The sequence below is a fragment of the Psychromarinibacter halotolerans genome (genome assembly GCF_029168315.1).
In the GTDB taxonomy this organism is placed as follows: Bacteria; Pseudomonadota; Alphaproteobacteria; order Rhodobacterales; family Rhodobacteraceae; genus Psychromarinibacter; species Psychromarinibacter halotolerans.
On record NZ_JARGYD010000011.1, the window covers coordinates 59,524 to 84,167 of the forward strand.

General features: G+C 67.2%; 20 protein-coding genes. 9 read left to right on the plus strand and 11 right to left on the minus strand.

What is annotated here, in order from left to right; genetic code table 11:
* The first annotated feature begins 34 nt into the window (after positions 1 to 34).
* Genes P1K30_RS20870 through P1K30_RS20880 form a run of 3 tightly spaced genes read left to right on the plus strand, consistent with a single transcriptional unit; the run spans position 35 to position 3,104 of the window.
* On the plus strand, positions 35 to 880 hold the full coding sequence (locus P1K30_RS20870) for an inositol monophosphatase family protein (RefSeq protein WP_275634722.1): 846 nt from the start codon (positions 35 to 37) through the stop codon (positions 878 to 880).
* Positions 877 to 1,527: a dual specificity protein phosphatase family protein gene (locus tag P1K30_RS20875; RefSeq protein ID WP_275634723.1), complete on the plus strand. Its 651-nt coding sequence runs from the start codon at positions 877 to 879 to the stop codon at positions 1,525 to 1,527. The genes P1K30_RS20870 and P1K30_RS20875 overlap by 4 nt, the downstream gene beginning before the upstream one ends.
* Positions 1,524 to 3,104: a metallophosphoesterase family protein gene (locus tag P1K30_RS20880; protein ID WP_275634724.1), complete on the plus strand. Its 1,581-nt coding sequence runs from the start codon at positions 1,524 to 1,526 to the stop codon at positions 3,102 to 3,104. Before P1K30_RS20875 ends, P1K30_RS20880 begins: the two co-directional genes overlap by 4 nt.
* Here P1K30_RS20880 and P1K30_RS20885 read toward each other — a convergent pair.
* Positions 3,101 to 4,120: a LacI family DNA-binding transcriptional regulator gene (locus P1K30_RS20885; protein WP_275634725.1), complete on the minus strand. Its 1,020-nt coding sequence runs from the start codon at positions 4,118 to 4,120 to the stop codon at positions 3,101 to 3,103. The genes P1K30_RS20880 and P1K30_RS20885 overlap by 4 nt on opposite strands.
* Positions 4,121 to 4,239: 119 nt before the next feature.
* Between P1K30_RS20885 and P1K30_RS20890 the strand changes: the two genes are divergently transcribed.
* Positions 4,240 to 5,895, plus strand: a complete 1,656-nt coding sequence (locus tag P1K30_RS20890) for a Na/Pi cotransporter family protein (RefSeq protein ID WP_275634726.1) — start codon at positions 4,240 to 4,242, stop codon at positions 5,893 to 5,895.
* Here P1K30_RS20890 and P1K30_RS20895 read toward each other — a convergent pair.
* From P1K30_RS20895 to P1K30_RS20930, 8 genes are all read right to left on the minus strand, one after another.
* Positions 5,873 to 6,784, minus strand: a complete 912-nt coding sequence (locus tag P1K30_RS20895; protein WP_338052390.1) for a DMT family transporter — start codon at positions 6,782 to 6,784, stop codon at positions 5,873 to 5,875. The two genes, P1K30_RS20890 and P1K30_RS20895, sit on opposite strands and share 23 nt — an antisense overlap.
* Before the next feature lie 124 nt (positions 6,785 to 6,908).
* Positions 6,909 to 7,718: a 5-deoxy-glucuronate isomerase gene (iolB, locus tag P1K30_RS20900; RefSeq protein WP_275634727.1), complete on the minus strand. Its 810-nt coding sequence runs from the start codon at positions 7,716 to 7,718 to the stop codon at positions 6,909 to 6,911.
* 31 nt (positions 7,719 to 7,749) lie between these two features.
* Positions 7,750 to 8,667 (minus strand): myo-inosose-2 dehydratase, encoded by a 918-nt coding sequence (gene iolE, locus P1K30_RS20905; protein ID WP_275634728.1) that lies wholly within the window; start codon positions 8,665 to 8,667, stop codon positions 7,750 to 7,752.
* A 31-nt stretch (positions 8,668 to 8,698) separates the two neighbouring features.
* On the minus strand, positions 8,699 to 10,564 hold the full coding sequence (gene iolD, locus P1K30_RS20910; RefSeq protein ID WP_275634729.1) for a 3D-(3,5/4)-trihydroxycyclohexane-1,2-dione acylhydrolase (decyclizing): 1,866 nt from the start codon (positions 10,562 to 10,564) through the stop codon (positions 8,699 to 8,701).
* A 109-nt stretch (positions 10,565 to 10,673) separates the two neighbouring features.
* The gene (locus P1K30_RS20915) at positions 10,674 to 12,587 is read right to left on the minus strand and encodes a bifunctional 5-dehydro-2-deoxygluconokinase/5-dehydro-2-deoxyphosphogluconate aldolase (RefSeq protein ID WP_275634730.1); all 1,914 of its coding nucleotides are present in this window, start codon (positions 12,585 to 12,587) and stop codon (positions 10,674 to 10,676) included.
* 41 nt (positions 12,588 to 12,628) lie between these two features.
* Complete coding sequence (gene iolG, locus P1K30_RS20920) at positions 12,629 to 13,621, minus strand: inositol 2-dehydrogenase (protein WP_275634731.1); 993 nt, start codon at positions 13,619 to 13,621, stop codon at positions 12,629 to 12,631.
* A 177-nt stretch (positions 13,622 to 13,798) separates the two neighbouring features.
* Positions 13,799 to 14,830, minus strand: a complete 1,032-nt coding sequence (locus P1K30_RS20925; protein ID WP_275634732.1) for a LacI family DNA-binding transcriptional regulator — start codon at positions 14,828 to 14,830, stop codon at positions 13,799 to 13,801.
* A 65-nt stretch (positions 14,831 to 14,895) separates the two neighbouring features.
* Complete coding sequence (locus P1K30_RS20930) at positions 14,896 to 15,912, minus strand: LacI family DNA-binding transcriptional regulator (RefSeq protein ID WP_275634733.1); 1,017 nt, start codon at positions 15,910 to 15,912, stop codon at positions 14,896 to 14,898.
* A 169-nt stretch (positions 15,913 to 16,081) separates the two neighbouring features.
* Between P1K30_RS20930 and P1K30_RS20935 the strand changes: the two genes are divergently transcribed.
* The 3 genes from P1K30_RS20935 (at position 16,082) to P1K30_RS20945 (ending at position 20,505) form a co-directional block, all read left to right on the plus strand.
* Positions 16,082 to 17,095 (plus strand): ABC transporter substrate-binding protein, encoded by a 1,014-nt coding sequence (locus P1K30_RS20935; RefSeq protein WP_275634734.1) that lies wholly within the window; start codon positions 16,082 to 16,084, stop codon positions 17,093 to 17,095.
* Positions 17,096 to 17,239: 144 nt separating this feature from the next.
* On the plus strand, positions 17,240 to 19,450 hold the full coding sequence (locus tag P1K30_RS20940) for an ABC transporter permease (protein WP_275634735.1): 2,211 nt from the start codon (positions 17,240 to 17,242) through the stop codon (positions 19,448 to 19,450).
* A complete protein-coding gene (locus tag P1K30_RS20945) occupies positions 19,447 to 20,505 on the plus strand; it encodes an ABC transporter ATP-binding protein (RefSeq protein WP_275634736.1) in 1,059 nt (352 codons plus the stop codon). Before P1K30_RS20940 ends, P1K30_RS20945 begins: the two co-directional genes overlap by 4 nt.
* 43 nt (positions 20,506 to 20,548) lie before the next feature.
* Here P1K30_RS20945 and P1K30_RS20950 read toward each other — a convergent pair whose 3' ends face one another.
* Both P1K30_RS20950 and P1K30_RS20955 read right to left on the minus strand, forming a co-directional pair.
* Positions 20,549 to 21,007: an NUDIX hydrolase gene (locus P1K30_RS20950; RefSeq protein ID WP_275634737.1), complete on the minus strand. Its 459-nt coding sequence runs from the start codon at positions 21,005 to 21,007 to the stop codon at positions 20,549 to 20,551.
* Between the two features lie 345 nt (positions 21,008 to 21,352).
* Positions 21,353 to 22,018, minus strand: coding sequence for a GntR family transcriptional regulator (locus P1K30_RS20955; RefSeq protein ID WP_275634738.1), 666 nt, complete (start codon positions 22,016 to 22,018; stop codon positions 21,353 to 21,355).
* A 187-nt stretch (positions 22,019 to 22,205) separates the two neighbouring features.
* Between P1K30_RS20955 and P1K30_RS20960 the strand changes: the two genes are divergently transcribed.
* Both P1K30_RS20960 and P1K30_RS20965 read left to right on the plus strand, forming a co-directional pair.
* Positions 22,206 to 23,606 (plus strand): FAD-binding oxidoreductase, encoded by a 1,401-nt coding sequence (locus P1K30_RS20960; RefSeq protein ID WP_275634739.1) that lies wholly within the window; start codon positions 22,206 to 22,208, stop codon positions 23,604 to 23,606.
* A gap of 47 nt (positions 23,607 to 23,653) precedes the next feature.
* Positions 23,654 to 24,631, plus strand: a complete 978-nt coding sequence (locus P1K30_RS20965; RefSeq protein WP_275634740.1) for a Bug family tripartite tricarboxylate transporter substrate binding protein — start codon at positions 23,654 to 23,656, stop codon at positions 24,629 to 24,631.
* Positions 24,632 to 24,644: the final 13 nt, after the last annotated feature.

The following is a 24,644-nucleotide window of genomic DNA, read 5'->3' on the forward strand; positions in this document are numbered from 1 at the left end:
CCGCGCGCCGGCCCTTGAACGGAGCCTTTCCTGCATGAGCCAAGCAGACACATCCGCGCCCCGGCAGATCGCCGACCGCGCCGACATTTGCCTTTCCCTGATCCGAAGCGCCGGACGGATCGCGCTGAATGGCTTCCGCCGCCGCGATGGCGAAGAGATCACCATGAAGGGCTCGCAGGACTTCCTGACCGAGACCGACGCCGCCGTCGAGGCGCACCTGAAGGCCCGGCTGGCCGAGGCGCTGCCCGGCGACGACTTTCTGGGCGAAGAGACCGGCGGCACCGTCACCGGCCAGTCGGTCTGGGTTGTCGATCCGATCGACGGCACCGCGAACTTCGCACGCGGAATCCCGCATTTCTGCATCTCGATTGCCTATGTCCGCAACGGCGTCACGGAACTTGGCGCGATCTTCTCGCCCGCGACGGACGAACTGTGGTTCGCCCGGCGCGGCGAAGGCGCCACCTGCAACGGCGCGCCGATCAAGGTCGCCTCGACGCAAGCCTTCTCGGCTGCGTGCCTTGAACTGGGCTGGAACAACCGGCGTCCGCAGCAGGACTACCTGTCGGTCCTGACGCGGCTTCTGGATCACGGCGCGAACGTGCGGCGCTGCTCGTCGGGTGCGCTTGGGCTGGCCTACGTGGCCGACGGGCGGTCCGATGGCTATGCCGAACTGCACATGAACGCGTGGGACTGCCTTGCGGGGCTTTTGCTGGTCGAAGAAGCCGGCGGGCGCGTCAGCGCCATGCCCGAAGACGGGCTGGGTCAGGGGGGCGCGGTGCTGGCCGTCGTGCCCTCGCTGGCGGCCGAGACAAGCGCCGCGACGGGCATCAGCCTTGCGTCGCAGTCGAACGAAACCGAACGCGCAAGGATGATCGCATGAACGACGCAAGCCCGATGAAGAAGGCCCCCCGCTATGACCGCCCCGACATCAGCCTGATCGAAGAGCGGCTAGAGCCCTACGGCGTCGCCCTGTACATCGGCGGGCGCGAGGGCATGTCGAACCCGGATCTGCTGCAAAAGCACGGCATCACCACCGTCGTGAACTGCGCCGTCAATCTGGACGTGAACCTTGTGACCTCACCCGACCCCGAGATGTCCGACGACGGACTGACCTACGGGTTCGGCGCGTACCGATATTACAAGCTGGGTCTGGTCGACGGCGGCGGCAACGCCGAGACGATGATGCTGGCTGGCTACTATCAACTGCTGGGCGCGCTGTCGCAGATCCTGCCCGAGCGGGCGTCGTACCCGCTGCGCGAGCGTGGCAACGTGCTGGTGAACTGCCGGGGCGGACGCAGCCGGTCGGTCGCCTTGGTGGCGCTGTTGCTGCACAAACAGATGCCGGACCGCTATCCGACGCTGGACGCGGCGCTGGACCATGTGCGCACCCGGCGCGAACTGCACCCGGACGAGTGGTTCGAGGCGCCGAAGCCCGTGCTGGTCAATGCCGCGAAGGCGGCGTCGGACTGGATCGACCGGATCGCGCATCGCGACCCCGAACCGGCCGAGGCAGCCCGCGCGCAATGACCCGTATCGCCGTCCTGTCCGATCCGCACCTGCACGACGTCCACGCGGGCACCACCGACGACACGCCGCTGGTGCGGTCCTTCGCCGACAGCATGGCGTCAACGCGCGTGTTCAACGAAAGCGGCCCGGCGTTCCGCGCCGCGCTGGATGCGTTGGTGGCCGAAGGGATCACCCTGTGCATCATCGTGGGTGACCTGACCGACGACGGCCAGCCCGCAAGCTGGCAGGCGGTGTCCGACCTGCTGGCCGACTATACCCGGCGGCACGGCGTCCGCTTTTTCGCGACTCCCGGCAACCACGACCAATGGTCGATGACCGGCAAGCCGCTGGCGAAAAGCTTCGTCGATGCCGACGGCCACGTCGAGGCGCTGGCAGGCCAAAGCATCCCGCGCCGCGCGGGCGCGCGGTTGTGGCCGGGACAAAGGATGGTCGGCTATGACGAGGCGACGCTGTACGCCGAGGCGTTCGGTTACCGCCCGCAGCCGTCGGACCTGCACTGGGAAACGCCGTTCGGCACCACGCCGGACCTTGCCGACCGCGAGGCCCGGTTCTCGTCCGCGCGGGGCGACAGCGCCTTCGTCTGCGACCTGTCCTATCTTGTTGAGCCGGTCGAGGGTCTGTGGCTTCTGTCGCTGGACGCGAACGTCTACCTGCCGGACGGCACGGGCGGTTACACCGATTGCAGCAAGGAAGGCTGGAACGCGACGGTGCGGCACAAGCCCTACCTGCTGGACTGGATGCGCGACGTCGCGCAGCGGGCCCGCAAGCAGGGCAAACGGCTGGTGACGTTCTCGCACTATCCTGTGGCCGATGTCTTCCACGGCTGCACCGAAGCGCTGGCGCGGTTGCCGTCCTCGCGCGCGGGCGCCCGCCAGATGCCACGCAGCGACGTCGCGGCGGCGATTGCCGGAACCGGCATCCCGCTGCATTTCAGCGGCCATTGGCATGTCGATTCCACGGCATCCAGCCCCGGCGGCGAGGTCGTGAATGTCGCCATCCCGTCCACCGTCGCCTTCCCCGCCGGGTGGAAATGCCTGACCCTCGACGCGGACGGCGCGCGGATCTGCGACCGCGCCGTGACCGACGCACCCGGATTTGACGCGTGGTTCGGCCGATATGCCGCCGAGGCTGAACGGACCGTGCGCGAGGCCCCCGCGCTGACGGCCGCCGATTATCCTGACTTCCTAGATCTGCATTTCCGCGATGTCGTGCTGAACCGTCGTCTGCCGGAAGACTGGCCGAAGCGGATGCAGCCAATGGTCCAGACCGCACGGCTGTCCGACGTGATCGCACGCCTCGGCCATTCCGACGTGCAGGTGCCCGACATCGCGTTCGCCGATGTGTTCGTGGATTGGTATCGCCTGCGCGAGGCCGGTGCCGGCGCGGCGGCTGTCGCCCCCGAGCGGCGCGCGCTTTATGCCGACCTTGCTCGAACCTGTGCCAGCCCGGCGTCCGTCAGCGGACCCGACACGGCAATCCTTGCGGTCTTCTTTGAAACGCTGGGGATAATGAAGACCGGCAACGCCTTGGCCCGCGCCGCGCTGGACCGGCTGAGGTCGGTGGCCGAAACGTGCTAGCCCATGCGCACAGTCTTCCGCCACACCGGCAAGGCGTCGAAGGCGGACTCGCTACCGCCCGCGTCCGAGGTCAGCAGCTCGGCGATGCGCGCGACCATCTCGTCCATCGGCTGGCGGAAGGTGGTCAGTTCGTACGCCGACCAGCGCGCCTGCGGCACATCGTCGAAGCCGATTACGCACAGGTCGCGCGGGATCTCGACGCCGAAGATGTTGCGCGCCCCGTCGATGAAGCCGAACGCCAGCAGGTCGGTCACGCAGAACACCCCGTCCGGCGGATCCGAGCGGCCCAGCAGGACGCGCGCCGCCTCGAGCCCGGTGTCATAGCTGGTCGGCCCGATCCGCGTGACGTCGATGTGGACGCCGACCTCGGCCGCGGCTTCGGTAAAGGCGGTTTCACGGGTCATCATCGACGGGGTCCGCGCCTGCGAGGACACGCACGCCAGCCGCGCGCAGCCCGCCCGACGCAGCAGTGCCAGCGCCTCGCGGCAGGCCTTGTGGTTGTCGATCCAGATCCGTTCCACCCCTTCGGCGTCATCGGTCCGGTTGACCAGCACCACGCGCTGCCCATTGGCAAGACAGCTTTGCACCAGCTTGGCAGAAGGCGCCCCGCTGAGCACGACCGAGGCCTCTGCACGGTATTGCAAACTTTGCCGCAAAGCCTGGCTGACGCTGTCCTCGTCACCGCCGGTGTTGATGATCATCGCGACCTTGCCCAGATCCTGAATCTGCCGGGTCACCCGGTCGATCATCGCGGCATGATACGGCTGGCCGACATCCGCCGCGATCACGCAAACGATCTTGGACGGTTCACCGACCAGCCCGCGCGCCAGAAGGTTGGCGTGATACCCAAGTTCTTCGGCTGCTTTCAGCACCTTGCGGCGGGTCGCCGGGGCGACGCTTCCGGCGCCCGAAAAGGTGCGCGACACGGCGGACCGGGACACCCCGGCGCGTTCCGCCACCTCGTTGGCGCTTACATAGGACGTCCGGTCGCCCCGCGGTGGAATTGGTCCGCTCATGCACAGCCCTTGCAATCGGTTGCAAATAATTTCATCGAGGACCCTAAAGGCAGGATCCGCACGGCTCAAGAAAAAGCTGTGGCCGCCCTGCCCGGCCCGGCGCCGCATGGAGACCCCGCATGACCTCTACCATCCAGCTGATCGACCTTCTGGGCGCCGGTGCGCTGCTGCTGTGGGCGCTGCGGATGGTCAAGTCGGGCATCCTGTCGGGCTTTGGCGCCTCGCTGCGAAACGGCATCGCCCGAGGCACCGGCAACCGCGTCACTGCCGCGCTGTCCGGGATGCTGGCGACCATCGCGGTGCAATCCTCGACCGCGACGGCGGTGATCGCCGGGTCCTTCGTCTCGCGCGATCTGATCGGGCCGCGCATGGCGCAGGCGGTACTGCTGGGCGCGAACCTTGGCACCGCGCTGACCGCCGCGATCCTCGTGAACGACCTGCACTGGCTGTCGCCTGCCTTGGTGCTGGCCGGGGTCATCACCCATGCCCGCAGCCAACTGGCCAAGGGGCGCGGCATCGGCAAGGCTCTGATCGGGCTGGGTCTTATGCTGTTCGCGCTGGAACTCCTCGGCGCCGCCACCGGCCCCCTGCGCGAGGCCGAGGTGACGACCGCGATCCTGTCCGCACTGTCGCAGGGCCCGATCTTCGGCCTGCTGCTGGCCGCCGCGCTGGCCTTTGCGTCCTCGTCCAGCCTTGCCGTGGTGCTGTTCGTGTCGATGCTGGCCGACAGCACCGCCGTCAGCCCGTCGCTGCTGTTGGTGCTTGTCGCCGGGGCGAACCTTGGCGGCGCAATCCCGCCCTGCCTTGCCGTCACGTCAGACGGCCCCGAGGCGCGCCGCCTGACGCGCGGCAACCTTGCGGTGCGCGCCGCCGGGTCATTGCTGGTGCTGGTCACGGCGGGGCTGGCCGGGCCCGTCATGGCGGCCCATGTCCCGGCGGGGGTCAACCTTGGCATCGCCGCGCATCTTGCGTTCAACGCCATCCTGCTGGCGCTGTTCCTGCCGCTGCTGGGCCCGCTGGACCGCCTGACCCGCAGGCTGTGGCCCGACCCCGAGGGCGAGCGCGGCGCACCGTCCCATCTGGACGACGCCGCGCTGGACACTCCGGCGCTGGCGCTGGGGGGCGCCGCCCGCGAGGTCCTGCGCATCGGCGACACCGTGGCCGCGATGATGGAACTGAACCTGCGGTCGCTCTTGGTCGACGATCCGGGCGCCCCGCGCGAGATCGGGCGGCTGGACGACCGCGTCGACGCCGCGCTGTACGAGGTAAAGCAGTATTTCCTGCGCCTTGGCCGGTCCGACCTGAACGAACCCGAGGCCGCGCGGATGCGTGAAATCCTGTCCTACGCGATCAACCTCGAACACATCGGGGACATCATCGACCGCGACCTGTCCCAGATGGCGCGCAAGAAGGCCGAGCGGCAGGTGAAATTCTCGCCCGCAGGCGAGGAAGAGATCGGCGAGCTGTACCGCAAAACGCTGCTGAACCTAGAACTGGCGCAGTCGGTTTTCCTTAGCCGCGACGTGAACCTCGCCCGCCGCCTGACCGCAGAAAAGGTGCATGTCCGCCAGATCGAAGAGCGGTCCCAGAAAAAGCACATCGAACGGCTGCAGAACGGCCAGCCCGAAACGCTTGGCTCGACTTCGCTGCATCTCGACATCTTGCGCGACCTGAAGCGGATCAACGCCCACGTCGCGGCGGTGGCGCTGCCGATCCTATCCGAAGCCGGAGAGCTGTCGGCCAGCCGAGTGATTACCCTGCAGAACGCGAGCTGACCCGCCCGGGCGCCTTGCCGCGCCACAGGATGAACAGGCCCGAGGCGACGATCAGCGCCGATCCGACCAGCATCGCAAGGCTGGGCCGCTCGCCGAAAAGCGCGATACCGAAGGCCACGCCGAACAGCAGCCGGGTATAGCGGAACGGTGTCACCGCCGATACCTCGCCGGTGCGCATCGCCTTCATCAGGAAGGAATAGGCCGCGACGCCCGCGACGACGGCCGCCGTCAGCACCAGCGCGGCGCGGGTGTCGGGTATCACCATCGGGCGCGCCTCCCATACCGCGAAGGCAAGACCCGCGACCACGATGGCAAGAAAGCCATAGACCCCAAGCGTCGACGTGCCCAGCGTCCTCGGCGCCGCGCGGCTGGCTAGATCGCGGCCCGCAAAGCCGAACATGCCGATCACCGCCAGCACCGACAGCATGGAAAAGCTGTCCGTTCCGGGCTGAATGATGATCACCACCCCGGCCAGCCCCACGACGATCGCGCACCACCGTCGCCAGCCGACCGTTTCCCCGAACAGCAACGCCGCCCCCGCAACGACCACCAGCGGGGTCGCCTGCAGGATGACCGTCGCCGCCGACAGCGGGATCATCGAGATGGCAAGGACATAGAACAGCCGCCCGACGACCTCGAACAGGACGCGGATGCGCATCGGGCGGGACAGGACATCGGGCGAGAACAGCCGCTCGCGGTTCACAAGCGCAAGGCAGGCGAACAGGCAGGCCCCGCCCGCGCCGAACAGGATCAGGATCTGCCACACCGGCAAGGTCACGGCGGCGACCTTCAAAAGCGCGTCCTCGACCGCGAAAGCGCCCATCGCGGCGATCATCCAGAAGCTGCCGGCAAGGTTGGCACGGCCAAGGTCGGCGATTGCGGATGTCACGGTGTCTCCCGGTCTGGCGCGCGGCAGACCGTGGGGGCCGCCGATCTGCCTATAGGACCGTTCCGTTGCCCGAACATCCCGGATCAATCAAGGGGCGGCGTCGCTCCGCCGCCCCGCGCAACGGTTATGTCGCGTCGCGCTCCATGATCCATTCGACCTGCGGCGCGGCGACGAAGCGCCACTTGCGCAGCGGCCCGGCCATCACGTTGAGATAATACATCTCGAACCCGTGCGGCGCCCCGCAAGGGTGGTGGCCGCGCGGAACGCAGACCACATCGCCGTCATGCACCGCCATCGTCTCGTTCAGCTGCAGGTCGTCGGTATAGACCCGCTGAATCCCGAATCCGTCCGCGGGGTTCAGCCGGTGATAGTAGGTCTCTTCCAGATAGGTGATCCGGGGATAGTCGTCCTCGTCGTGGCGGTGGCTGGGATAGGACGACCAGTGGCCCGCCGGGGTGAACACCTCGGTCACCAGCAGGCTGTCGCAGTAATCCTCGGCCTCCATCGCGATGTTGTTGATATGACGCGTGTTGCTGCCCTTGCCGCGCTGGGTCAGTTCGATCCCGTCCGGCCCGATCCGGCGCGCCGGATGGCCGCCGGTGCCGGGGGCCGAGCAGACGGCGATGACGCAGTCGGTGGTGGCCGTCGCCTGCCACGTTTCGCCGTTCGGCACGTACAGGGAATGCGGCGGCGTCTTCTCGAACACGTTCATCCGGTCGCCCAACTCGCCCCAGTCCTGCCCGGCCGCCTGCATCGTCGCCTTGCCCTCGACCATGACAAGGATCACCTCGCGGTCGCCGGTCTCTGCGCCCGTGGTTTCGCCCGCGCGCAGGCGCCACAGGTCGAACCCGACATAGCGCCACCCGGCGCTTTCCGGCGTGATCGAATGGACCTTGCCGTGGGTCCCGAACGGGCGTTTCAGAAGATCTGGCATCGGAATTCCTTTCCTGTCTTGTCCGGTCGCATCAGCCCGCGACCAGCCCGGTCTCGCGCGCCAGCCGTTTCAGGGTGGCCAGTCCCAGCGTCTGGTACAGCAGGGGATTGCGAACGTTGGGGTCCTGCTCTGCCTCGATCACGATCCAGCCGTCGTAACCGGCATCCGAAAGGATCTGCAGCAACGGACGAAACTCGACGCACCCCTCCTGGTCGCCGGGCACGGTGAAGGCCCCGGCCAGGACGCCCTCGATGAACGACAGGTTCTCGTCGCGCACCCGCGCCGCCACGTCGGGGCGTACGTTCTTGGCATGGAAATGCACCACACGGTCTATGTGCCGCGCCAGCACCGTCTCGGGATCGCCACCGCCAAACCGGCAATGGCCCGCATCGAACAGCAGCCCCGTCGCGGGTCCTGTCGCCGCCATGAACGCGTCGATCTCGTCCGGCGTCTCGACGATGGTCCCCATGTGGTGGTGATAGGCCAGCCGCACGCCCTCCGACTGGAGGTAGGCGGCGAAGGCCTCCAGCTTTGCGCCGAACGCCGCCATCTCGTCCGCCGACAGCACCGGCTTGTCGTTCACCGCGACCGCCGGGTCGGAATGCACCGCGTTCGAGGTCTCGCACGCGATGCACACCGCACAGCCGTTCTCTTTCAGCTTGGCAAGATGCGGCTGTACGGCGGCGATCTCGTCCTCGACCGACCGCACCAGCAACTCGGTCGAGTACCAGCCGGAAATGAACGTCAGCCCGTAGCCGCCCAAAAGCTGCTTCAAGGCTACGGGATCGTCAGGCCAGCGGTGGCCGTTCTCGATCCCGTCAAAGCCGATCTGGCGGCCTGCCTCGTCAAGAATACGCTCGGTCGGGATGTCCGCACCGATGCTTTGGTCGTCGTCGTTGGCCCAGGCGATGGGGTTGGTGCCGAATTGGATCATGGGTCGGTCCTGCATGGAACGCGCGGGCGCACGGCCCGGCGCGGGATCAGTTGAGCGGGTTCTGCCGGGCGATGTTGGCGGCATAGTCGGCGCGGGCGCGGTCCAAGCTGTCACCGTCGCCCACTTCCGGCACCGCGACGTCCCACCAATGCCCCCCGGCGCCGGTGCCGGACTCCGCCTCGGTGTCGATGACGATCACGCTGGGGATGTCGCGCCCGCGCGCCGCAAGGATCTTCGCCTCGAGGTCGGCGATGCCGGTCGCCTTTTCCGAATGGGCCCCCATCGCGCCCGCGTGGGCGACAAAGTCGATGTCGGGCTGCACCTCGACATTGGCGTCGGCGTACATGTTGTTGAACGCGGCGCCCCCGGTGGCCTGCTGCAACCGGTTGATGCAGCCATAGCCGCGGTTGTCGGTCAGAACGACGGTGAAGGGCACGCGGCGCATCACCGCCGTCGCCAGCTCCGAGTTCGCCATCATATAGCTGCCGTCGCCCACGAAACAGACCACGTTGCGGTCGGGCGCGGCCAGCTTGATGCCCATCGCGCCCGCGATCTCGTAGCCCATGCAGCTATAGCCGTATTCCATGTGGTAGCCGCCCTGCGCCGCCTGCCACAGGACATGCAATGCCCCCGGCATGGTGCCCGCGGCGCACATGGCGACCGTGGTCTCGTCCGCGGTCCGCTGCACCGCGCCGATCACCTGCGCGTCCGACGGCAGACCGTCATGGTTCGGCGCGGCGGTGACCTGCCGCACGGTGTCGTGCCACGCCTCGCGCGCCGCGGGGTCGTGCCAGTCGAACCGCGTGTCGCCCAAGGCGGTCGACAGCTGCCCCAGCACCGTGCGCGCATCGCCGACGCAGGGGATCGCGCCGTGCTTGGTGGCGTCATAGCCGTGCAGGTTGATCGACACCAACCGGCGCCCCTCGCCCCCGAACACGGTCCACGAGCCGGTCGTGAAATCCTGGAACCGCGTGCCGACGCCGATGACAAGATCCGCCTCTGCCGCCAGCGCGTTGGCGCAGGCCGACCCGGTCACACCGGGCGCGCCGAAGTTCAGCGGGTTCTCGAAGGACAGCGCCCCCTTGCCCGCCTGCGTTTCGGCGAAGGGGATGTTGTGGCGCGCGGCGAACGCGGCCAACGCGGCCTCGGCACCGGAATACAGCACCCCGCCGCCCGACACGATCATCGGCCGCTGTGCCGCCTTGATCGCGGCGACCACGTCCGACACCTCGCGCGGGTCGGGCTCGGGACGCCGGATGCGCCAGACCTTCGGCTCGAAAAAGGCTTCGGGATAGTCATAAGCCTCGGCCTGCACGTCCTGGCAAAAGGACAGGCACACCGGACCGCAATTCGCGGGATCGGTCATCACCGCCAGCGCGCGCGGCAGGCAGGTCAGCAGATGCTCGGGCCGGGTGATCCGGTCGAAATAGCGCACCACGGGACGGAAACAGTCGTTGGCGCTGACCGTGCCGTCGTCGAAATCCTCGATTTGCTGCAGCACCGGATCGGGTCGGCGGTTCGCGAAGACATCGCCACAGATCATCAAAAGCGGCAGCCGGTTCACATGCGCCAGCGCGGCGGCGGTCACCAGGTTGGTCGAGCCGGGCCCGATCGACGATGTCACCGCCTGCGCCCGCCTGCGCCGCATCGTCTTGGCATAGGCGATCGCCGCGTGCGCCATCGTCTGCTCGTTCTGGCCCCGCCACGTCGGCAGATCGTCGCGATACCGATGCAGTGCCTCGCCCACACCGGCCACGTTGCCGTGCCCGAAGATCGCCCAGACGCCCTCGATAAACCGGCAAACCTCAGTCTGCCCTGCCGCGTCGCGGCCCGAGGGCTCAACCGCCTCGGTCACTTGCACCGAAAGCCACTTCACCATCGCCTGCGCCGCTGTCAGCCGGATCGTCTTCATGACCACCTCCCTTTCCCAGTCGGAACCAGATCCTTCTTCTGTCCCGAAATATCCCGGGGGAGCCGCGCAGCGCGCGGCGGGGGCAGAGCCCCCTGTCCCACCGACCGTTTCACGCCGCCGCCTGCCGGGCCTGTGCCCGCGCCGCGTCCCACGTTTCGCACAGCTTCGCATAACGCGCCGCCATAAGCGCCACCGCGTCGGCATCGGACATCGCACCTGTCATCCACGCCCGCGCCGCGTCCCCGAAGATCGTGCGCCCGACGGCGAACCCCTTCACCAAGGGCTGCCGGGCCGCCAGCGCGAAGCTTTCGGCAAGCTCTGCCTCTGGCGCGTCCAGCCCCAGAACCACGATCCCGCGTGTGCGCGGGTCGTTGCGCTCGATCGCGGCGACGGCGGCCTCCCACGCGGCGGCGGTGCGGAACGGTTCCAGCTTCCACCAGTCGGGATACACGCCCGCGTCATAGAACTGCTGGATCAGCACCGCCGTCGTGGTGTCGTCCACCGGGCCCACCTTCGACGGGATCACTTCCAGCAAGAACTCCAGCCCGTTGCGGCGTGCGGCGGTGAACAGGCGCCGGACCCGATCTTCCTGCAGCGCGCGCGTCGCGGCATCGTCGTCGGGGTGGCAGAAGACCAAAAGCTTCACCACGTTCTCGCGCGCCCATTCCCGCAAGCGTCCAAGGTCCGGGCCCAGGTCCGGCTCGAACCCGATGGGGCGCGAGCCGGGAAGCTCGGCAGGCCGCCCGATCCACAGGCCGGACCCACTTGCCCGGTGCAGCGCGGCGCGACCGATGCGGTTGTCGCACAGGATGCCGAAACCGCCGTTGCCGCCCTGAACCTTTATCGCAGCTTCAAGGCACAGCTCTTTGAACGCGCTGCCTTTTTCGGGCGTATAGCCATCCATCTCCTCAAGCTGCGCCCGGTGGTCGAAGGCAAAGGTCTTCAGGCTGGACCAGTCGCCTTTGCGATTGGTCGCCCAGTGGACCTGCTCCAGTTCAGCATCGTTGCGCAGGTCGGGCCGAACGACGCCGCGACGGAAAAAGAATTGCAACTCTTCCCACGATGGATAGGCCGGCGTGCAGCCGTGGCGGCTGACCGCGAAGGCGCCGCAGGCGTTCGCGTATTTCAGCGCGACCGGCCAGTCCTCGCCGTCCAGCCAACCCTTCAGCAGCCCGGACATGAAGCCATCGCCCGCGCCCAGCACATTGAACACTTCGATCGGAAAGCCCGGTCCGGTCTGACCTGCTTCAAGGCTGTCGGGGATCGCACCCTCGAACGCCACCGCGCCCATCGGCCCGCGCTTGCACACCAGCACCGCGTCCGACACCGCCCGAACCGCGCGCAGCGCCGTCAGCGTGTCGGTCGACCCGCCCGCGATGTGGAATTCTTCCTCGGTGCCGACGATCAGGTCGAACAGATGCAGCGTTTCCTGCAGGCTCGACGTGACCTCGGCGCTTTCGGCGAACCGGCTTTCGCCATCGCCATGTCCCAGCACGCCCCACAGGTTCGGGCGATAGTCGATGTCCAGCGCCGTGCGCGCCCCGTGCTTGCGCGCCAGTTCCAGCGCCTTCAGCACCGCCGCCCGCGTGCGCGGATGGCTAAGATGCGTGCCCGTGGGCACCACCGCCCGCGCCGAGGCGATGAAAGCCTCGTGCACGTCATCCTCGCACAGGCCCATGTCGGCGCAGTTCTCGCGGTAGAATATCAGCGGGAACTGTTCCTGATCTCGGATGCCAAGGATCACCAGCGCGGTCAGCCGCTCTGGATCGGTCACCACCCCCTCGGTCACCACGCCCTCGCGGGCCAGCTGTTCAAGGATGAACCGGCCCATGTGTTCGTCGCCGACCCGGCTCAGCAAAGCCGACTTCAGCCCCAGCCGCGCCGTCCCGCAGGCGATGTTCGTCGGAGACCCGCCGATGTACTTCGAGAACGAGCCCATGTCCTCCAGCCGCCCGCCGATCTGGTCGCCGTACAGATCCACACCCGCACGGCCGATGGTGATAACGTCAAGCGTCTTGGTCATGGTCATGTTATCCTGTTTTTCCAAAGCCCTGCCCGCCGCGCCTAATCCAGCGCGACAACCTTCCCGGTGCGCACGCTGTCCAAGGCGGCCTCGGCCAGTTCCAGCGCCTTCAGCCCATCCTCGCCCGTGGCGGGCATCGGCCCGTCGGTGGCAACGGCGTCGACGAAGGCCGCGATTTCATTGGCGTAAGCCGCGGTGTAGCGCGTCATGAAGAAGTTCAGCAGCGGCGGACGAAGATAGCCGTCGGCGGTCGCGATCTCGACGTTGGCTTCGCGGTGGTTTTCGGCAGACACCGCACCGCGCGATCCCAGCACCTCGATCCGCTGGTCGTAGCCATATGTGGCGCGGCGGGTGTTGGTGATGGTGCACTGTTTGCCGCTGCCCGTCGTCAGGATGACGTTGACGCTGTCATAGTCCCCCAGATCGGCAATCGCCGGGTCCGTCAGGACACTGGCGGCGGCCTGCACGGACACCACCGGCTCACCCAGCAGCCAGCGCGCCATGTCGAAATCGTGGATCGTCATGTCCCGGAAGATGCCGCCGGAAACCTTGATATAGGCGGGCGGCGGGGCGCCGGGGTCGCGCGATGTGATGGTCACCATCTCGACTTCGCCGATGCGGCCGTCGTCGATCGCCGCCTTCAGCGCCATGAAGTCGGGGTCGAAGCGGCGATTGAAGCCGATCATCAGCCGGGCGTTCAGCGCCTCGACCGTGGCTAGCGCCTGCTTCACCCGGTCGACGCTCAGGTCGATGGGCTTTTCGCAGAAGATCGCCTTGCCCGCGCGGGCGAAGGTCTCGATCAGGTCCGCGTGGGTGTCGGTCGGCGTGCAGATGACCACCGCGTCGATATCATCGGACGCCGCGATCTGGTCGATGGTGCGGATCTCGCAGCCATAACGGTCCTGCACCGCCTTCGCCGCCTCGGCCGAGGACTCGGCGACGGCGACAAGATCCGCCGTGGGGATCGAAGCGATGGCGCGCGCGTGCACCTGGCCGATACGGCCTGCGCCAAGAATGGCAAACCTGACGTTCATGTTTCCTCCCGGAACCGAGGGCCGTCGCGGACAATCCGACGCGGCCCGACTCGCCGCCTTGTGCGGCGCGGTACGGGCGAAACCTGCGCAACGGGGGCGCGTTCCGTCAATCATCGGCCGGGGATTTCACGTCATTGATGACGCATTCCAGCGCGCCTTAATGACGTATTCACGTCATCACAGCATCTCCGGCAAAATGATCCGGGGCTCAAGGAACAGCTGGCCCGCCCCCTCGCCCGATCCACCGTCGAAACTGTCGACCACGGCCCCCACCAACGCGCGTGACAAGTCGGCAAGCGGGGTCGAGATAACCATCTGGACATAGCCATCTGCCAATGCCGCGCGGCTGTCGAGGGTCAGTTCGTTCACCACAAGGCTGACCTTGCCCGGGGGCCGCATTTCGCGTAGCGCGGCGATGGCCCCTTCCATCCCGCCGCCCGCGACGTAGATGCCCGACAGATCCTCGTGACGGCGCAATAGCTCCAGCGTGGCCTCGTACGTGACCTTGCGGGTCTCTAGGTTCACCAAGGTATCAAGGACCGAGAACTGCGGCGCCTCGCCCCGTACATAGGATCGGAATCCTACCTCGCGCAGATCGTGGCCGTGCCAACGGTTTCCGCCGACGAACACCGCCAGCTTCCCCGGTCCAGCCGCGACGCGGGTCAGCATCCATGCGGCATTCCGCCCTACTTTCATGTTGTTAAGCCCAAGGTAGGCCGTCCGCACACCCTGTGCCATGTCATTCAGCAGCGCAAAGACCGGCACGCCCCGATCCTTCAGGTCCTGCACCGCGGCGGTCAGCTTCTGGTGGTTGATCGCCACGCAGGCCAGCGCGTCCACCTCTTTCCCCAGCGACTGGATCGCGGCGGCGAAATCGTCCGGCGATTGGGACGCGACATAGCTGATGCGCACCGCTCCGCGAATGTCGGGCCGGGCTGTCATCGCCTGTTCCAGTTCCTGCGCGAAGTTGCGGTAGAACGCCTGACCGCCCTTCACCAGCACCACGCCCAGCGTGACATGCGGCAGCGAGACGTTCAGACGATGCGCGATCAGCCCCCGGCCATGATAGCCCACGCGATGCGCCGCTTCGGCGATCTTGCGCAGCGTCTCTTCGCGGACCCGCATCCGCCCGTTCAGGGCGCGGTCCACGGTGGTGACGCTGACCCCGGCCGCTTTGGCGACATCTGCGACGGTGGCGCGCTTGGCCATGACTTCCCCATGAATGACGTCAAAGCGTCATTAGTGACGGACATCCCGCCCCTGCGCAAGCCGCGTCAGAAGGGCTGGTTCTTCCGCACGCTGCCGCGCCACGCCAACTGCACCGGGATCGAGGTTTGCAGCGGATCGCCAGACATCGCATCTCCGGTCAGCCAATCGACGCAGGCATCCGCGATCTCGCCCACCGGCTGCGAAAAGGTCGTCAGGTCATAGCTTTCCCAAGACGCCTGCGGCACATCGTCGAAGCCGATCACGGACAGATCCTCGGGGATGCGGACACCGAAGCGGTGGCGCGCGGCGTCCATCACGCCAAGCGCCAGAAGGTCGGTGGTGCAGAACACCCCGTCCGGTCGATCCGTCTGCGACATAAGGCGGGTGCCGATGGACAGCCCGGTCTCATAGCTGGTGGGGCCGGTCGCCTCTTCGACGATCTCCACCCCGGCGGCAGCAGCGGCATCGCGGAACCCATCACGGCGGGCGGATAGGCTGGGCGTGCCGGCCTGCGACGTCGCCAGCGCAAGACGCCTGCACCCGGCGGCGGCCAGCGTCGCGAAGGCGGTGCGCCCCGCCGCGCGGTCATCAAGGCGGATCAGGTACGACCCTTCTCGGTATTCGTCGCGGTTGATCAGAACCAACCGCATTCCGTTCTTCAGACAGGTCTCGGTCAATTCGGTCTTCGGCATCCCGGACAGCACCACCGCCGCATCGGTGCGATAGCTGATCGCCTGCCGCAGCGCCCGTTCGACACTGTCATCGGAGCGGTCCGAGTTGATCAGCATCGCCACCTTGCCGGCTTCCTGCAGCCGCTCGGACAGCGCCGCCAACAGCGCAGACCTGTAGGGCGTTGCCAATTCCGCCGCGATCAGCGCGACGATCCCGGTCTCGGACCGGATCAACCCGCGCGCCAGATGGTTGACCTGATACCCCAGCGTGTCGGCGGCCTTCATGACCTTTTTGCGGGTCTCGGCAGAGATGCTGGCGCCCGGCGTGAACGCGCGCGACACGGCCGCCCGGCTGACACCGGCCGCCTTCGCGACATCCTTGGCGCTGACGCCTCCACGTCCCAAGACCATCAATTCCCTCGCCCTTGTTGAGCACCTGCGCACATGGCACGCCCCGTACAGATTACGCACATTCCAACAGATTTGTAACAAATGTTTGACAACCTGCGAATCCGGATGAAAAGTATTGCACAGCTGTTCACGGGCTCAAGTCCGGCATTCGACAGCAAGGGAGGAAATTATGAAACCATTGAAACTGACCCTCGCCGGGGCAGCCGCGCTGCTGACCGCAGGCGCCGCCCACGCGCAGGAACTGAACCTTATCTGTTCCGCCGACGTGGTGATCTGCGAACTGCTGGTCGAGCAGTTCGAAGCCGGCCACGACATTGACGTGAACATGGTGCGCCTGTCCTCGGGCGAGGCCTATGCCAAGATCCGGGCCGAGGGCCGCAATCCTCAGACCGATCTGTGGTGGGGCGGCACCGGCGACCCGCATCTTCAGGCGGCGTCTGACGGGCTGACGATGGAATACCAGTCGCCGATGCTGGAAGAACTGCACGAGTGGGCCACGCGGCAGGCGGAACTGTCGGGCTACCGGACGGTCGGCGTCTATTCCGGCGCGCTTGGCTGGGGCTACAACACCGAGATCTTCGAATCCAAGGGCATCACCCCGCCGACGTGCTGGGCCGACCTGCTGGATCCCTCGCTGGCCGGCGAGATCCAGATCGCCGACCCGAACTCGTCGGGCACCGCCTACACCACGCTCGCCACGCTGGTGCAGCTGATGGGCGAAGACGAAGCCTTCGCCTTCCTCGCGGACATGGACGCGAACGTGTCGCAGTACACCAAGTCGGGCTCTGCCCCGGTGAAAGCCGCCGCGCGCGGTGAAACCGGCCTTGGCATCGTCTTCATGCACGACGCCGTGGCGCAGGCCGAGGAAGGCTTCCCGGTCGAGGTAGTCGCCCCCTGCGAGGGCACCGGCTATGAGATCGGGTCGATGTCGCTGATCGAAGGCGCACAGAACGAGACCGAGGCGAAGACGTTCTACGACTGGGTTCTGGGCGCGGACGTGCAAAGCATGATGCCCGAGGCCGGATCGTTCCAGATCCCGTCGAACGCGTCGGCCACCCCGCCCGAGGCGGCGCCGAACCTCGATGACATCAAGCTGATCGACTACGACTTCGCGCAGTACGGCGACAGCGAACGCCGTGCCGGCCTGCTGGCCCGCTGGGACGAAGAGATCGGCGGCAAGTAACGTCGACGGGCCGGGGCGCACCCAAAGCGCGCCCCGGCCTTTTCTTGTGTCGGCACCGCCTTTCGCCGCGCCATTGGCCGAGAACGCACGTCCGACACCACGCCGCCCGATGACATCCGCCTGCCCCCCAACGGACCCCTTCCGATGATACGCGACAATCACCGTCTCGATTACCTGCTTGGCCTTGCGCTGGCCTGCCTGCTGCTGGTGCCTTGGTACCGGGTCCGTTCCGGCTTTTTCGGCTTCGAGTGGGTCGCGGACATTTTCGGCAACGACGACCTGTGGCCCGGCCTTGCGGTGCCCTTCGCGGGCCGCTGGCAGGTGCTTCCGGTGCTTGCGCTTGTCGCGCTTGCGGTGCTGTTGCGGCTGCGGGCGCGGCCCGGCGACCGACGTGGGCGCGGGCTGATCCTGATCGGGGTCGCCGGGCTGGCGTGGATGCTGGCCGAGGGCCTGTCGATCGGGATGCGGGGATGGAACTGGGGCCTGCTGGAAGCCACGTTCGGCGACATCAACGGCCAACCCGCCTTCGGCGCGGGGGCGGTCGGGCTGGCCACGGTCTTTACCCTGCTGATCGCCTTCGGCTTCACCGAACGCGGCGCGCTGAAGGGCGACGCCTTCGTCGCGGGCATGATCGCGATGCTTCTGTTGCTGGTCGCGACCTTCGTGTTCTACCCGATCGTGTCGATGTTCACCGGCGCGTTTCAGGACTATGACGGGTCCTTCACCGCCGCCGGCGTGCTGAAGAACCTCCCCGACCCCAAGATCTGGTCGCTGTCCTGCCTGACCGGATCGGGCAGTTGCGGCGTTGCGTGGCGCACGTTCTTCCTTGCCTGCTGCACGGCGACCGGCACCACGCTTCTGGGTCTCGCCTTCGCGCTGGTCGCCACCCGCACCGGATTTCCCGCCAAGAAGGGCCTGCGCCTGCTGACGGTGCTGCCGATCATCACACCGCCATTCGTGGTCGGCCTTGCGCTGACGATGATGCTGGGCCGCGCCGGCTTCGTCACCCAGTGGATCGAAGCAATCACCGGGCTGGAACTGGGCCGCTGGCTGTACGGCCTGACCGGCATCTGGATCGCGCAGATGCTGTCCTTCACCCCGATCTCGTTCCTTGTCCTGATCGGCGTCGTCGGCGGCGTCTCCCCCTCGATGGAGGAAGCCAGCCAGACCCTGCGCGCCGACCGCTGGCGCACCTTCCGCAAGGTGTCGCTGCCGCTGATGGCGCCGGGGCTGGCGAACTCGTTCCTGATCGGCTTCATCGAGTCGATGGCAGACTTCGGCAACCCGCTGGTCCTTGGCGGCTCGGGCGGCGTGCTGTCGACCGAGATTTTCTTTTCCGTCGTCGGCGCCCAGCACGATCCGTCCCGCGCGGCGGTGCTGGCGACGGTGTTGCTGTGCTTCACCCTGTCGGCCTTCTTGGCCCAGCGGCTGTGGCTGTCGGGCCGGAACTTCGCCACCGTGTCCGGCAAGGGCGACGGCGGCCGCCATGCGCTGCTGCCGCGCCGGGTGGCATGGCCCGTCACCTCGATCGTGGTGTTCTGGAGCCTGTTCACCATCGCGGTCTACGGGATGATCCTGTTCGGCGGCTTCGTGAAGCTTTGGGGGCTGGATCACTCGCTGACCTTCGACCACTACGTCCGCGCCTTCGGCATCTCGTGGGATGGCGGCATCGTCTGGGCCGGCGTTGCGTGGGACAGCTTCTGGACCACCATGAAGATCGCCCTGATCGCCGCGCCGCTGACCGCCGCCGTGGGTCTGTTGACCGCATGGCTGATCGTGCGGCAGACCTTCCCCGGCAAGGCGGCGTTCGAATTCGCGCTGATGATGTCCTTCGCCATCCCCGGCACGGTCATCGGCATCAGCTACATCATGGCGTTCAACCTGCCGCCGCTGCAGATGACCGGCACCGCGCTGATCCTGATCTTCTGCTTCGTATTCCGCAACATGCCCGTGGGCGTGCGCGGCGGGGTGGCGGCGATGGCGCAGATCGACGGCTCGCTGGACGAGGCGTCGCTGACGCTGGGCGCCAACTCGGCCCGCACCATGCGCCGCGTTGTCCTGCCGCTGCTGCGCCCCGCGATCCTTGCGGCGCTGGTCTACAGCTTCGTGCGGGCGATCACGTCGATCTCGGCGGTGATCTTCCTTGTCAGCGCCAAGTACAACATGGCCACGGCCTATATCGTCGGCCTTGTCGAGAACGGCGAATACGGCGTTGCGATCGCCTATTCCTCGGCGCTGATCGTGGTGATGATCACCGTGATCGGCACCTTCCAGCTGCTGGTGGGCGACCGCCGCCTGCAGCGCCCCGCAACCCCTGACACACCCGCTGCCAAACCGCAGGAGGTCCCCGCTTGACCCGTCCCAAACGCGGCGCCGTCCGCTTCGAGAACGTCCGCAAGGACTTTGGCGGCTTCACCGCCATCCCCGACCTGACGCTGGACATCGAGCCCGGTCAGCTGGTCACGCTGCTGGGGCCTTCGGGTTGCGGCAAGACCACCACGCTGCGGATGCTGGCGGGGCTGGAAAGCCCGACGCAGGGGCGCATCCTGATCGGTGGAGAGGACGTGACCCGCCTGCCCGCCAACCGCCGCGACGTGTCGATGGTGTTCCAAAGCTATGCCCTGTTCCCGCACATGAGCGTGGCCGACAACGTCGCCTACGGTCTGGAATCCGGCGGCATGAAGCGGGCCGAAGCCCACGCGGCAGCCGAGAACGGGCTAGAGCTTGTCGGCCTTGCCGGGCTGGGGCGGCGCCTGCCGTCCGAGCTGTCGGGCGGTCAGCAGCAGCGGGTCGCGGTCGCGCGCGCGCTGGTGCTGGAACCGCAGGTGCTGTTGCTGGACGAACCGCTGTCGAACCTTGACGCCCGCCTGCGGCGCCGGGTGCGGACCGAGATCCGCGACCTGCAGCAGCGGCTGGGGTTCACCGCCGTCTACGTGACGCACGATCAGGAAGAGGCGCTTGCCGTCTCGGACCGGATCGTCGTGATGAAAGACGGCCGGATCGAACAGTCCGGCTCTCCGCGCGAACTGTACGATGCGCCCGCCTCCGAGTTCATCGCGGATTTCATCGGCGAAGCGAACGTGATGGCGGCAGAGGTCCTGTCGGTCAACGGCACCGAGGCCGACGTGTCCATCAGCGGCATCACGGTCACTGTCCCTGCGCGCGCCGCCCGCCCCGGCCCGTCGAAAGTCGCCGCGCGGGCCAACGCGATCACCGTGACGCCCCAGTCGGACGCGCCCTTTCCGGGCCGCGTGCTGTCCTCGGCCTATCTCGGCGACCACGTCGAGTACGAGATCGAGACCGCCAGCGGCCCGCTGTTCGTGCTGGACTCCGAAGGCGAAACACCCCTGCCCGCCGGCACCAGCGTTGCCATCGGCTTTCGCCCCCGCGGGCTTGCGCTGATCTCGTGAAAGGTCTTGGCAGTCCGTGAGTTTCAGACCACGGGCTGCACCGTCACGCCGCTTTCAGCAACTCGCGCAGCGCCGGGTCTTTCTTGGGCTTCCGGTCGATCCGGCGCAGCAGTTCCGACAGTTCCGGCTCGTGCACCGATTTCGCCGCCGACCGGGCCGAGAACCAGCGGCGCTTGCGTTGCTTCCGTTCTTTCCAGTCGCGCTTTAGCTTCTGCACGATCATCGGATAGACCCGGACCCGGCACAGCACCGTGCTGCCGTCGTCCAGCACCTTGTCATAGTGATAGTCCCCGATCGCCCGGCGCGAGATACGGCCCTTGGCCCCGGCTTCTTCCAGCGCCTCGATCTCTGCGGCGGCCCACGGCTTCTTGCCGTCCATCGTCCAGCCCTTCGGCATCACCCAGCGCCCCGTCTCGCGCGAGGTGACCATCAGCACCTGAAGCTCGCCCTTGCCGCTATAGCGCAGCGGCAGTGCCGCGATCTGCTCTGCGGGCGTCGTCATCCCGGGGTCTCCGACCAAAATTGCAGAAGACGCACCAAACGGACACGCGGCCAAAATGGACCGGCGAAGGTCCGCGTGGACCTTGCAAGTTTCTGGTCAGGGGTGCCGTAGAGTTCCCTGCGCTTCGTGCTCACCTCTACACCTTCCCGCTTCAAAGCGGTGTCATCTTGCCTTGCACAGCCGATGATAGCGGAAAACACCGCCGCATGTCTTCAAATGTTCCGGCAGTCTATAAATGCAATTCGGCGCAAATGCGGAAATACCAGGCCACCGGGTCTCCGGGCAAAGACTGAAAAGCCACGATATAGATTAAGGCTGGTCGTGGGGGCGTCGGGCGTGCGGCTGTCAGGACACCCGGGCCACCGCCACCACACGGGTGCGGTCGATGTGGTCGGCCAGCAGCGCCAGCGCGGTGTCGATGTCGCCCTGCCGCAGGTTGTCGACGATCTGGCAATGCTCGAAAAAGCTGGCATCGCGCCGCTCGACATAGGGAGAGGTCAGCGCGGTGCGCACCGTGGCGATCCGCGCCTCGGCCATGTCGAAAGCGGACGTGACCAGCCGGTTGCCGCAGAACGCGAAGAACGCGCGGTGAAAATCGGTGTCGGAATGGGCGTAGGCCTGAAAGTCCTTGCGCGCCAGTTCCGCTTCCATCCTTGCCACGATCCCGTCCAGTTGATCGCACAGCGCCCCGCGCGACCCCGCGACCGACATACGGATCGCCTCGCGCTCCAGCATCTCGCGGTAAGCACAAAGTTCGGCGATGTCGTCGGCGGTGGGGTCGAAGACGAAACTGCCGCGCTTCGGGCGTACCTCGACCAGGCCCTGAAACTGCAGCGCGGACAAGGCGTCGCGCACCGGCGTCCGGCTGACACCGTAGGCTGCCGCCAGACGGTCCTCGGACACGTTTTCCCCGAAGGCGAAAACGCCGTCCACGATGTCGCCGCGCAAACGCTCTGTCACCAGCTCTGTCAACGAGCGCGGTGACGGGATCTTGCCCGCTGTGCCCTTCATCCGATCCTTGGCCCCTTCCCTCGCGCGCCGCCGCCTGCCGCCACGCCCCACCGCGAATCGCGATCCGCTGAAAGGCGCGTTTGAACAGGAGTAACTGGAAAACCGCTGCGTTGCAGGTATTTCCGGCGTGTTGTATGTAAGTGCATAGTGATGTATGTAACATACAACACGGGGGAGGACACGGTAAATGACGACGGTTTCGGACCGCCTGGACGCGATGCAGGCCCAGTTTCCGGATATGCGGCTGCTTGGCGGATCTGACATCCCCGAGCGCAACCGCACCGACTGGAGCTTCCTGCCGCCGTCGGACCCGTTGGCCGTTGCCCGCCCCACATCCACGGAAGACGTCTCGAAGCTGATGGCCGCCTGCCATGCGTCGGGCATCCCGGTGACACCGCAGGGCGGCCTGACCGGCCTGTGCGGCGGCTCGCGTCCGCTGGACGGCGGCATCGCCCTGTCGATGGAACGCATGTCCGGGATCGAAAAGATCGACCCCGACGGCATGACCATGACCGTGCTTGCGGGCACCCCTTTGGAGACCGTGCAGAAAGCGGCGGACGACGCCGGGATGTTCTTCTCTCTGGATCTTGGGGCGCGCGGGTCCTGCGCTATCGGCGGCAACCTGTCGACCAACGCGGGCGGCAACCGCGTGATCCGCTACGGCATGGCGCGCGATCTGGTGCTTGGGGTCGAGGTCGTGCTGGCCGACGGCACCGTGCTGCCGATGCTGAACACCATGCTGAAAAACAACGCCGGATATGACCTGAAACAGCTGTTCCTCGGGTCCGAGGGCACGCTGGGCGTCATCACCCGCGCCGTGCTGCGGATGCACCCGAAACCCGGTTGCGTCAGTGCAGCGCTGTGCGTGGTCGACGGCTACGACAAGGTTCTGGAACTGCTGCGCACGGCGCGCCGCAGCCTTGGCCCGATGCTGTCGGCGTTCGAGGTGATGTGGGGCGACTATTGGCATCAGGCGACCGAATGCGTCCCGGGCGCCCGCGCGCCGGTGCAGATCGGCGACGGCACCCATGTCGTGCTGGTCGAGATGCAGGGGCTGGACGCCGACATCGACACGCCCCGGTTCGAGACATGGCTGGAAGGCGTGTTCGCCTCTGGCGCCGTGACCGACGGGGCGGTGGCGCAAAGCCTTGGCGACATGGCGGCCTTCTGGGCCACGCGCGACGCCGCGGCCGAATTCGCCAACCCGGCGGTGATCGGGCCGCATATCTCGTTCGATGTGGGCCTGCCGGTCAAGCGGATGGACGAGTTCGCGCAACAGTCAAAAGCCGCGCTGCTGACAGAGCTGGGCTGCCAGTCGGTGCACTACGGCCACGTCGGAGACGGCAACCTGCACATCGTGGCATGGGTGCCCGGCGCCTCGCCGCAGCCCCTGCCCGACGTCAGCCGCATCGTCTACGGCATCGTCCGTGGGTTCGGCGGCACCGTTTCGGCCGAACATGGCATCGGCACGCTGAAGAAACCGTACCTGGGCCACACGCGCGGCCCGGACGAGATGGCGCTGATGCGCCGGATCAAGACCTGCCTGGACCCGGAGAACATCCTGAACCCCGGCAAGGTTTTCGACTGAGACCCCGGGCCATGGCGCCCGGCAGATTTTTTCCAAGGGAGGAAGACATGAAACTGACGAAACGCGCACTGCTTGCAGCAACCGCCGCATTCGCGATGGCCGGAACCGCCCCGGCGATGGCGCAGGACTGGCCGGACGGCCCGGTCACGATCATCGTTCCGTGGAGCTCGGGCGGCGGCACCGATGCGACCGCCCGTATGATCGGCACCCTGCTTGAGGACGAGATCGGCGTACCGGTCAACGTCGTGAACCGCACCGGCGGCTCGGGCGTCATCGGCCACACCGCCATCGCGGATGCCGACGCGGACGGCCAGACCATCGGCGTCGCGACGCTGGAAATCGGCAGCATGCACACGCTGGGCCTGACCGATCTGACCTACGAGGCCTACGCGCCCATCGGGCTGTACAACTCGGACCCTGCCGCGCTGTTCGTGCGCAGCAACTCTGACTACGAAGATGCCGCCGCGCTGCTGGCCGCGCTGGAAGGCGCCGAGGACCGTGCGTTCAAGGCGTCGGGCTCGGCCCAGGGCGGCGTGAACCACCTTGCGCTGGCCGGGATGCTGCTGGCCGCCGGGATGCCCCCGGAGCGCGTCGCATGGGTTCCGTCGGAAGGCGCGGCCCCCGGCCTGCAGGACCTTGCCGCCGGCGGCGTCGAGATCGCAACCGCCTCGCTGCCGGAAGCCGCCGCGCTGATGGACGCGGGCCTGATCCGTCCGCTGGCCGTCTTCGCGGCAGACCGGCTGGCGTCGGCGCCTGACGTGCCGACCTTCGAGGAAGCCACCGGCAACACCTTCGCGCTGGGGTCGTGGCGCGGCATCGTCGCCCCGGCCGGCATCCCCGAGGACGTCCAGTCGCAGCTGATCGAAGCTGTCGGCGCCGTGGTCGAACATCCCGACTACCTCGCCTTCATGAACGATCGCGGCTATGCCACCCAGTGGACACCGGGCGCAGAGTTCGAAAGCTTCATGGAACAGTCCGATGCGGCACTCGCCGACAGCCTTGCCGCGGTCGGTCTCGCGAAGTGAACCAAACGGCGCG

Excerpts from the sequence above, each read along its gene's own strand:
- P1K30_RS20935 (WP_275634734.1), top strand. The coding sequence starts at position 16,082 with ATGAAACCATTGAAACTGACCCTCGCCGGGGCAGCCGCGCTGCTGACC.
- iolD (WP_275634729.1), bottom strand. The coding sequence starts at position 10,564 with ATGAAGACGATCCGGCTGACAGCGGCGCAGGCGATGGTGAAGTGGCTT.
- P1K30_RS20915 (WP_275634730.1), bottom strand. The coding sequence starts at position 12,587 with ATGACCAAGACGCTTGACGTTATCACCATCGGCCGTGCGGGTGTGGAT.
- iolB (WP_275634727.1), bottom strand. The coding sequence starts at position 7,718 with ATGCCAGATCTTCTGAAACGCCCGTTCGGGACCCACGGCAAGGTCCAT.
- iolG (WP_275634731.1), bottom strand. The coding sequence starts at position 13,621 with ATGAACGTCAGGTTTGCCATTCTTGGCGCAGGCCGTATCGGCCAGGTG.
- P1K30_RS20955 (WP_275634738.1), bottom strand. The coding sequence starts at position 22,018 with ATGAAGGGCACAGCGGGCAAGATCCCGTCACCGCGCTCGTTGACAGAG.
- P1K30_RS20875 (WP_275634723.1), top strand. The coding sequence starts at position 877 with ATGAACGACGCAAGCCCGATGAAGAAGGCCCCCCGCTATGACCGCCCC.
- P1K30_RS20940 (WP_275634735.1), top strand. The coding sequence starts at position 17,240 with ATGATACGCGACAATCACCGTCTCGATTACCTGCTTGGCCTTGCGCTG.
- P1K30_RS20930 (WP_275634733.1), bottom strand. The coding sequence starts at position 15,912 with ATGGTCTTGGGACGTGGAGGCGTCAGCGCCAAGGATGTCGCGAAGGCG.
- iolE (WP_275634728.1), bottom strand. The coding sequence starts at position 8,667 with ATGCAGGACCGACCCATGATCCAATTCGGCACCAACCCCATCGCCTGG.
- P1K30_RS20870 (WP_275634722.1), top strand. The coding sequence starts at position 35 with ATGAGCCAAGCAGACACATCCGCGCCCCGGCAGATCGCCGACCGCGCC.
- P1K30_RS20885 (WP_275634725.1), bottom strand. The coding sequence starts at position 4,120 with ATGAGCGGACCAATTCCACCGCGGGGCGACCGGACGTCCTATGTAAGC.
- P1K30_RS20925 (WP_275634732.1), bottom strand. The coding sequence starts at position 14,830 with ATGGCCAAGCGCGCCACCGTCGCAGATGTCGCCAAAGCGGCCGGGGTC.
- P1K30_RS20965 (WP_275634740.1), top strand. The coding sequence starts at position 23,654 with ATGAAACTGACGAAACGCGCACTGCTTGCAGCAACCGCCGCATTCGCG.
- P1K30_RS20880 (WP_275634724.1), top strand. The coding sequence starts at position 1,524 with ATGACCCGTATCGCCGTCCTGTCCGATCCGCACCTGCACGACGTCCAC.
- P1K30_RS20950 (WP_275634737.1), bottom strand. The coding sequence starts at position 21,007 with ATGACGACGCCCGCAGAGCAGATCGCGGCACTGCCGCTGCGCTATAGC.
- P1K30_RS20960 (WP_275634739.1), top strand. The coding sequence starts at position 22,206 with ATGACGACGGTTTCGGACCGCCTGGACGCGATGCAGGCCCAGTTTCCG.
- P1K30_RS20890 (WP_275634726.1), top strand. The coding sequence starts at position 4,240 with ATGACCTCTACCATCCAGCTGATCGACCTTCTGGGCGCCGGTGCGCTG.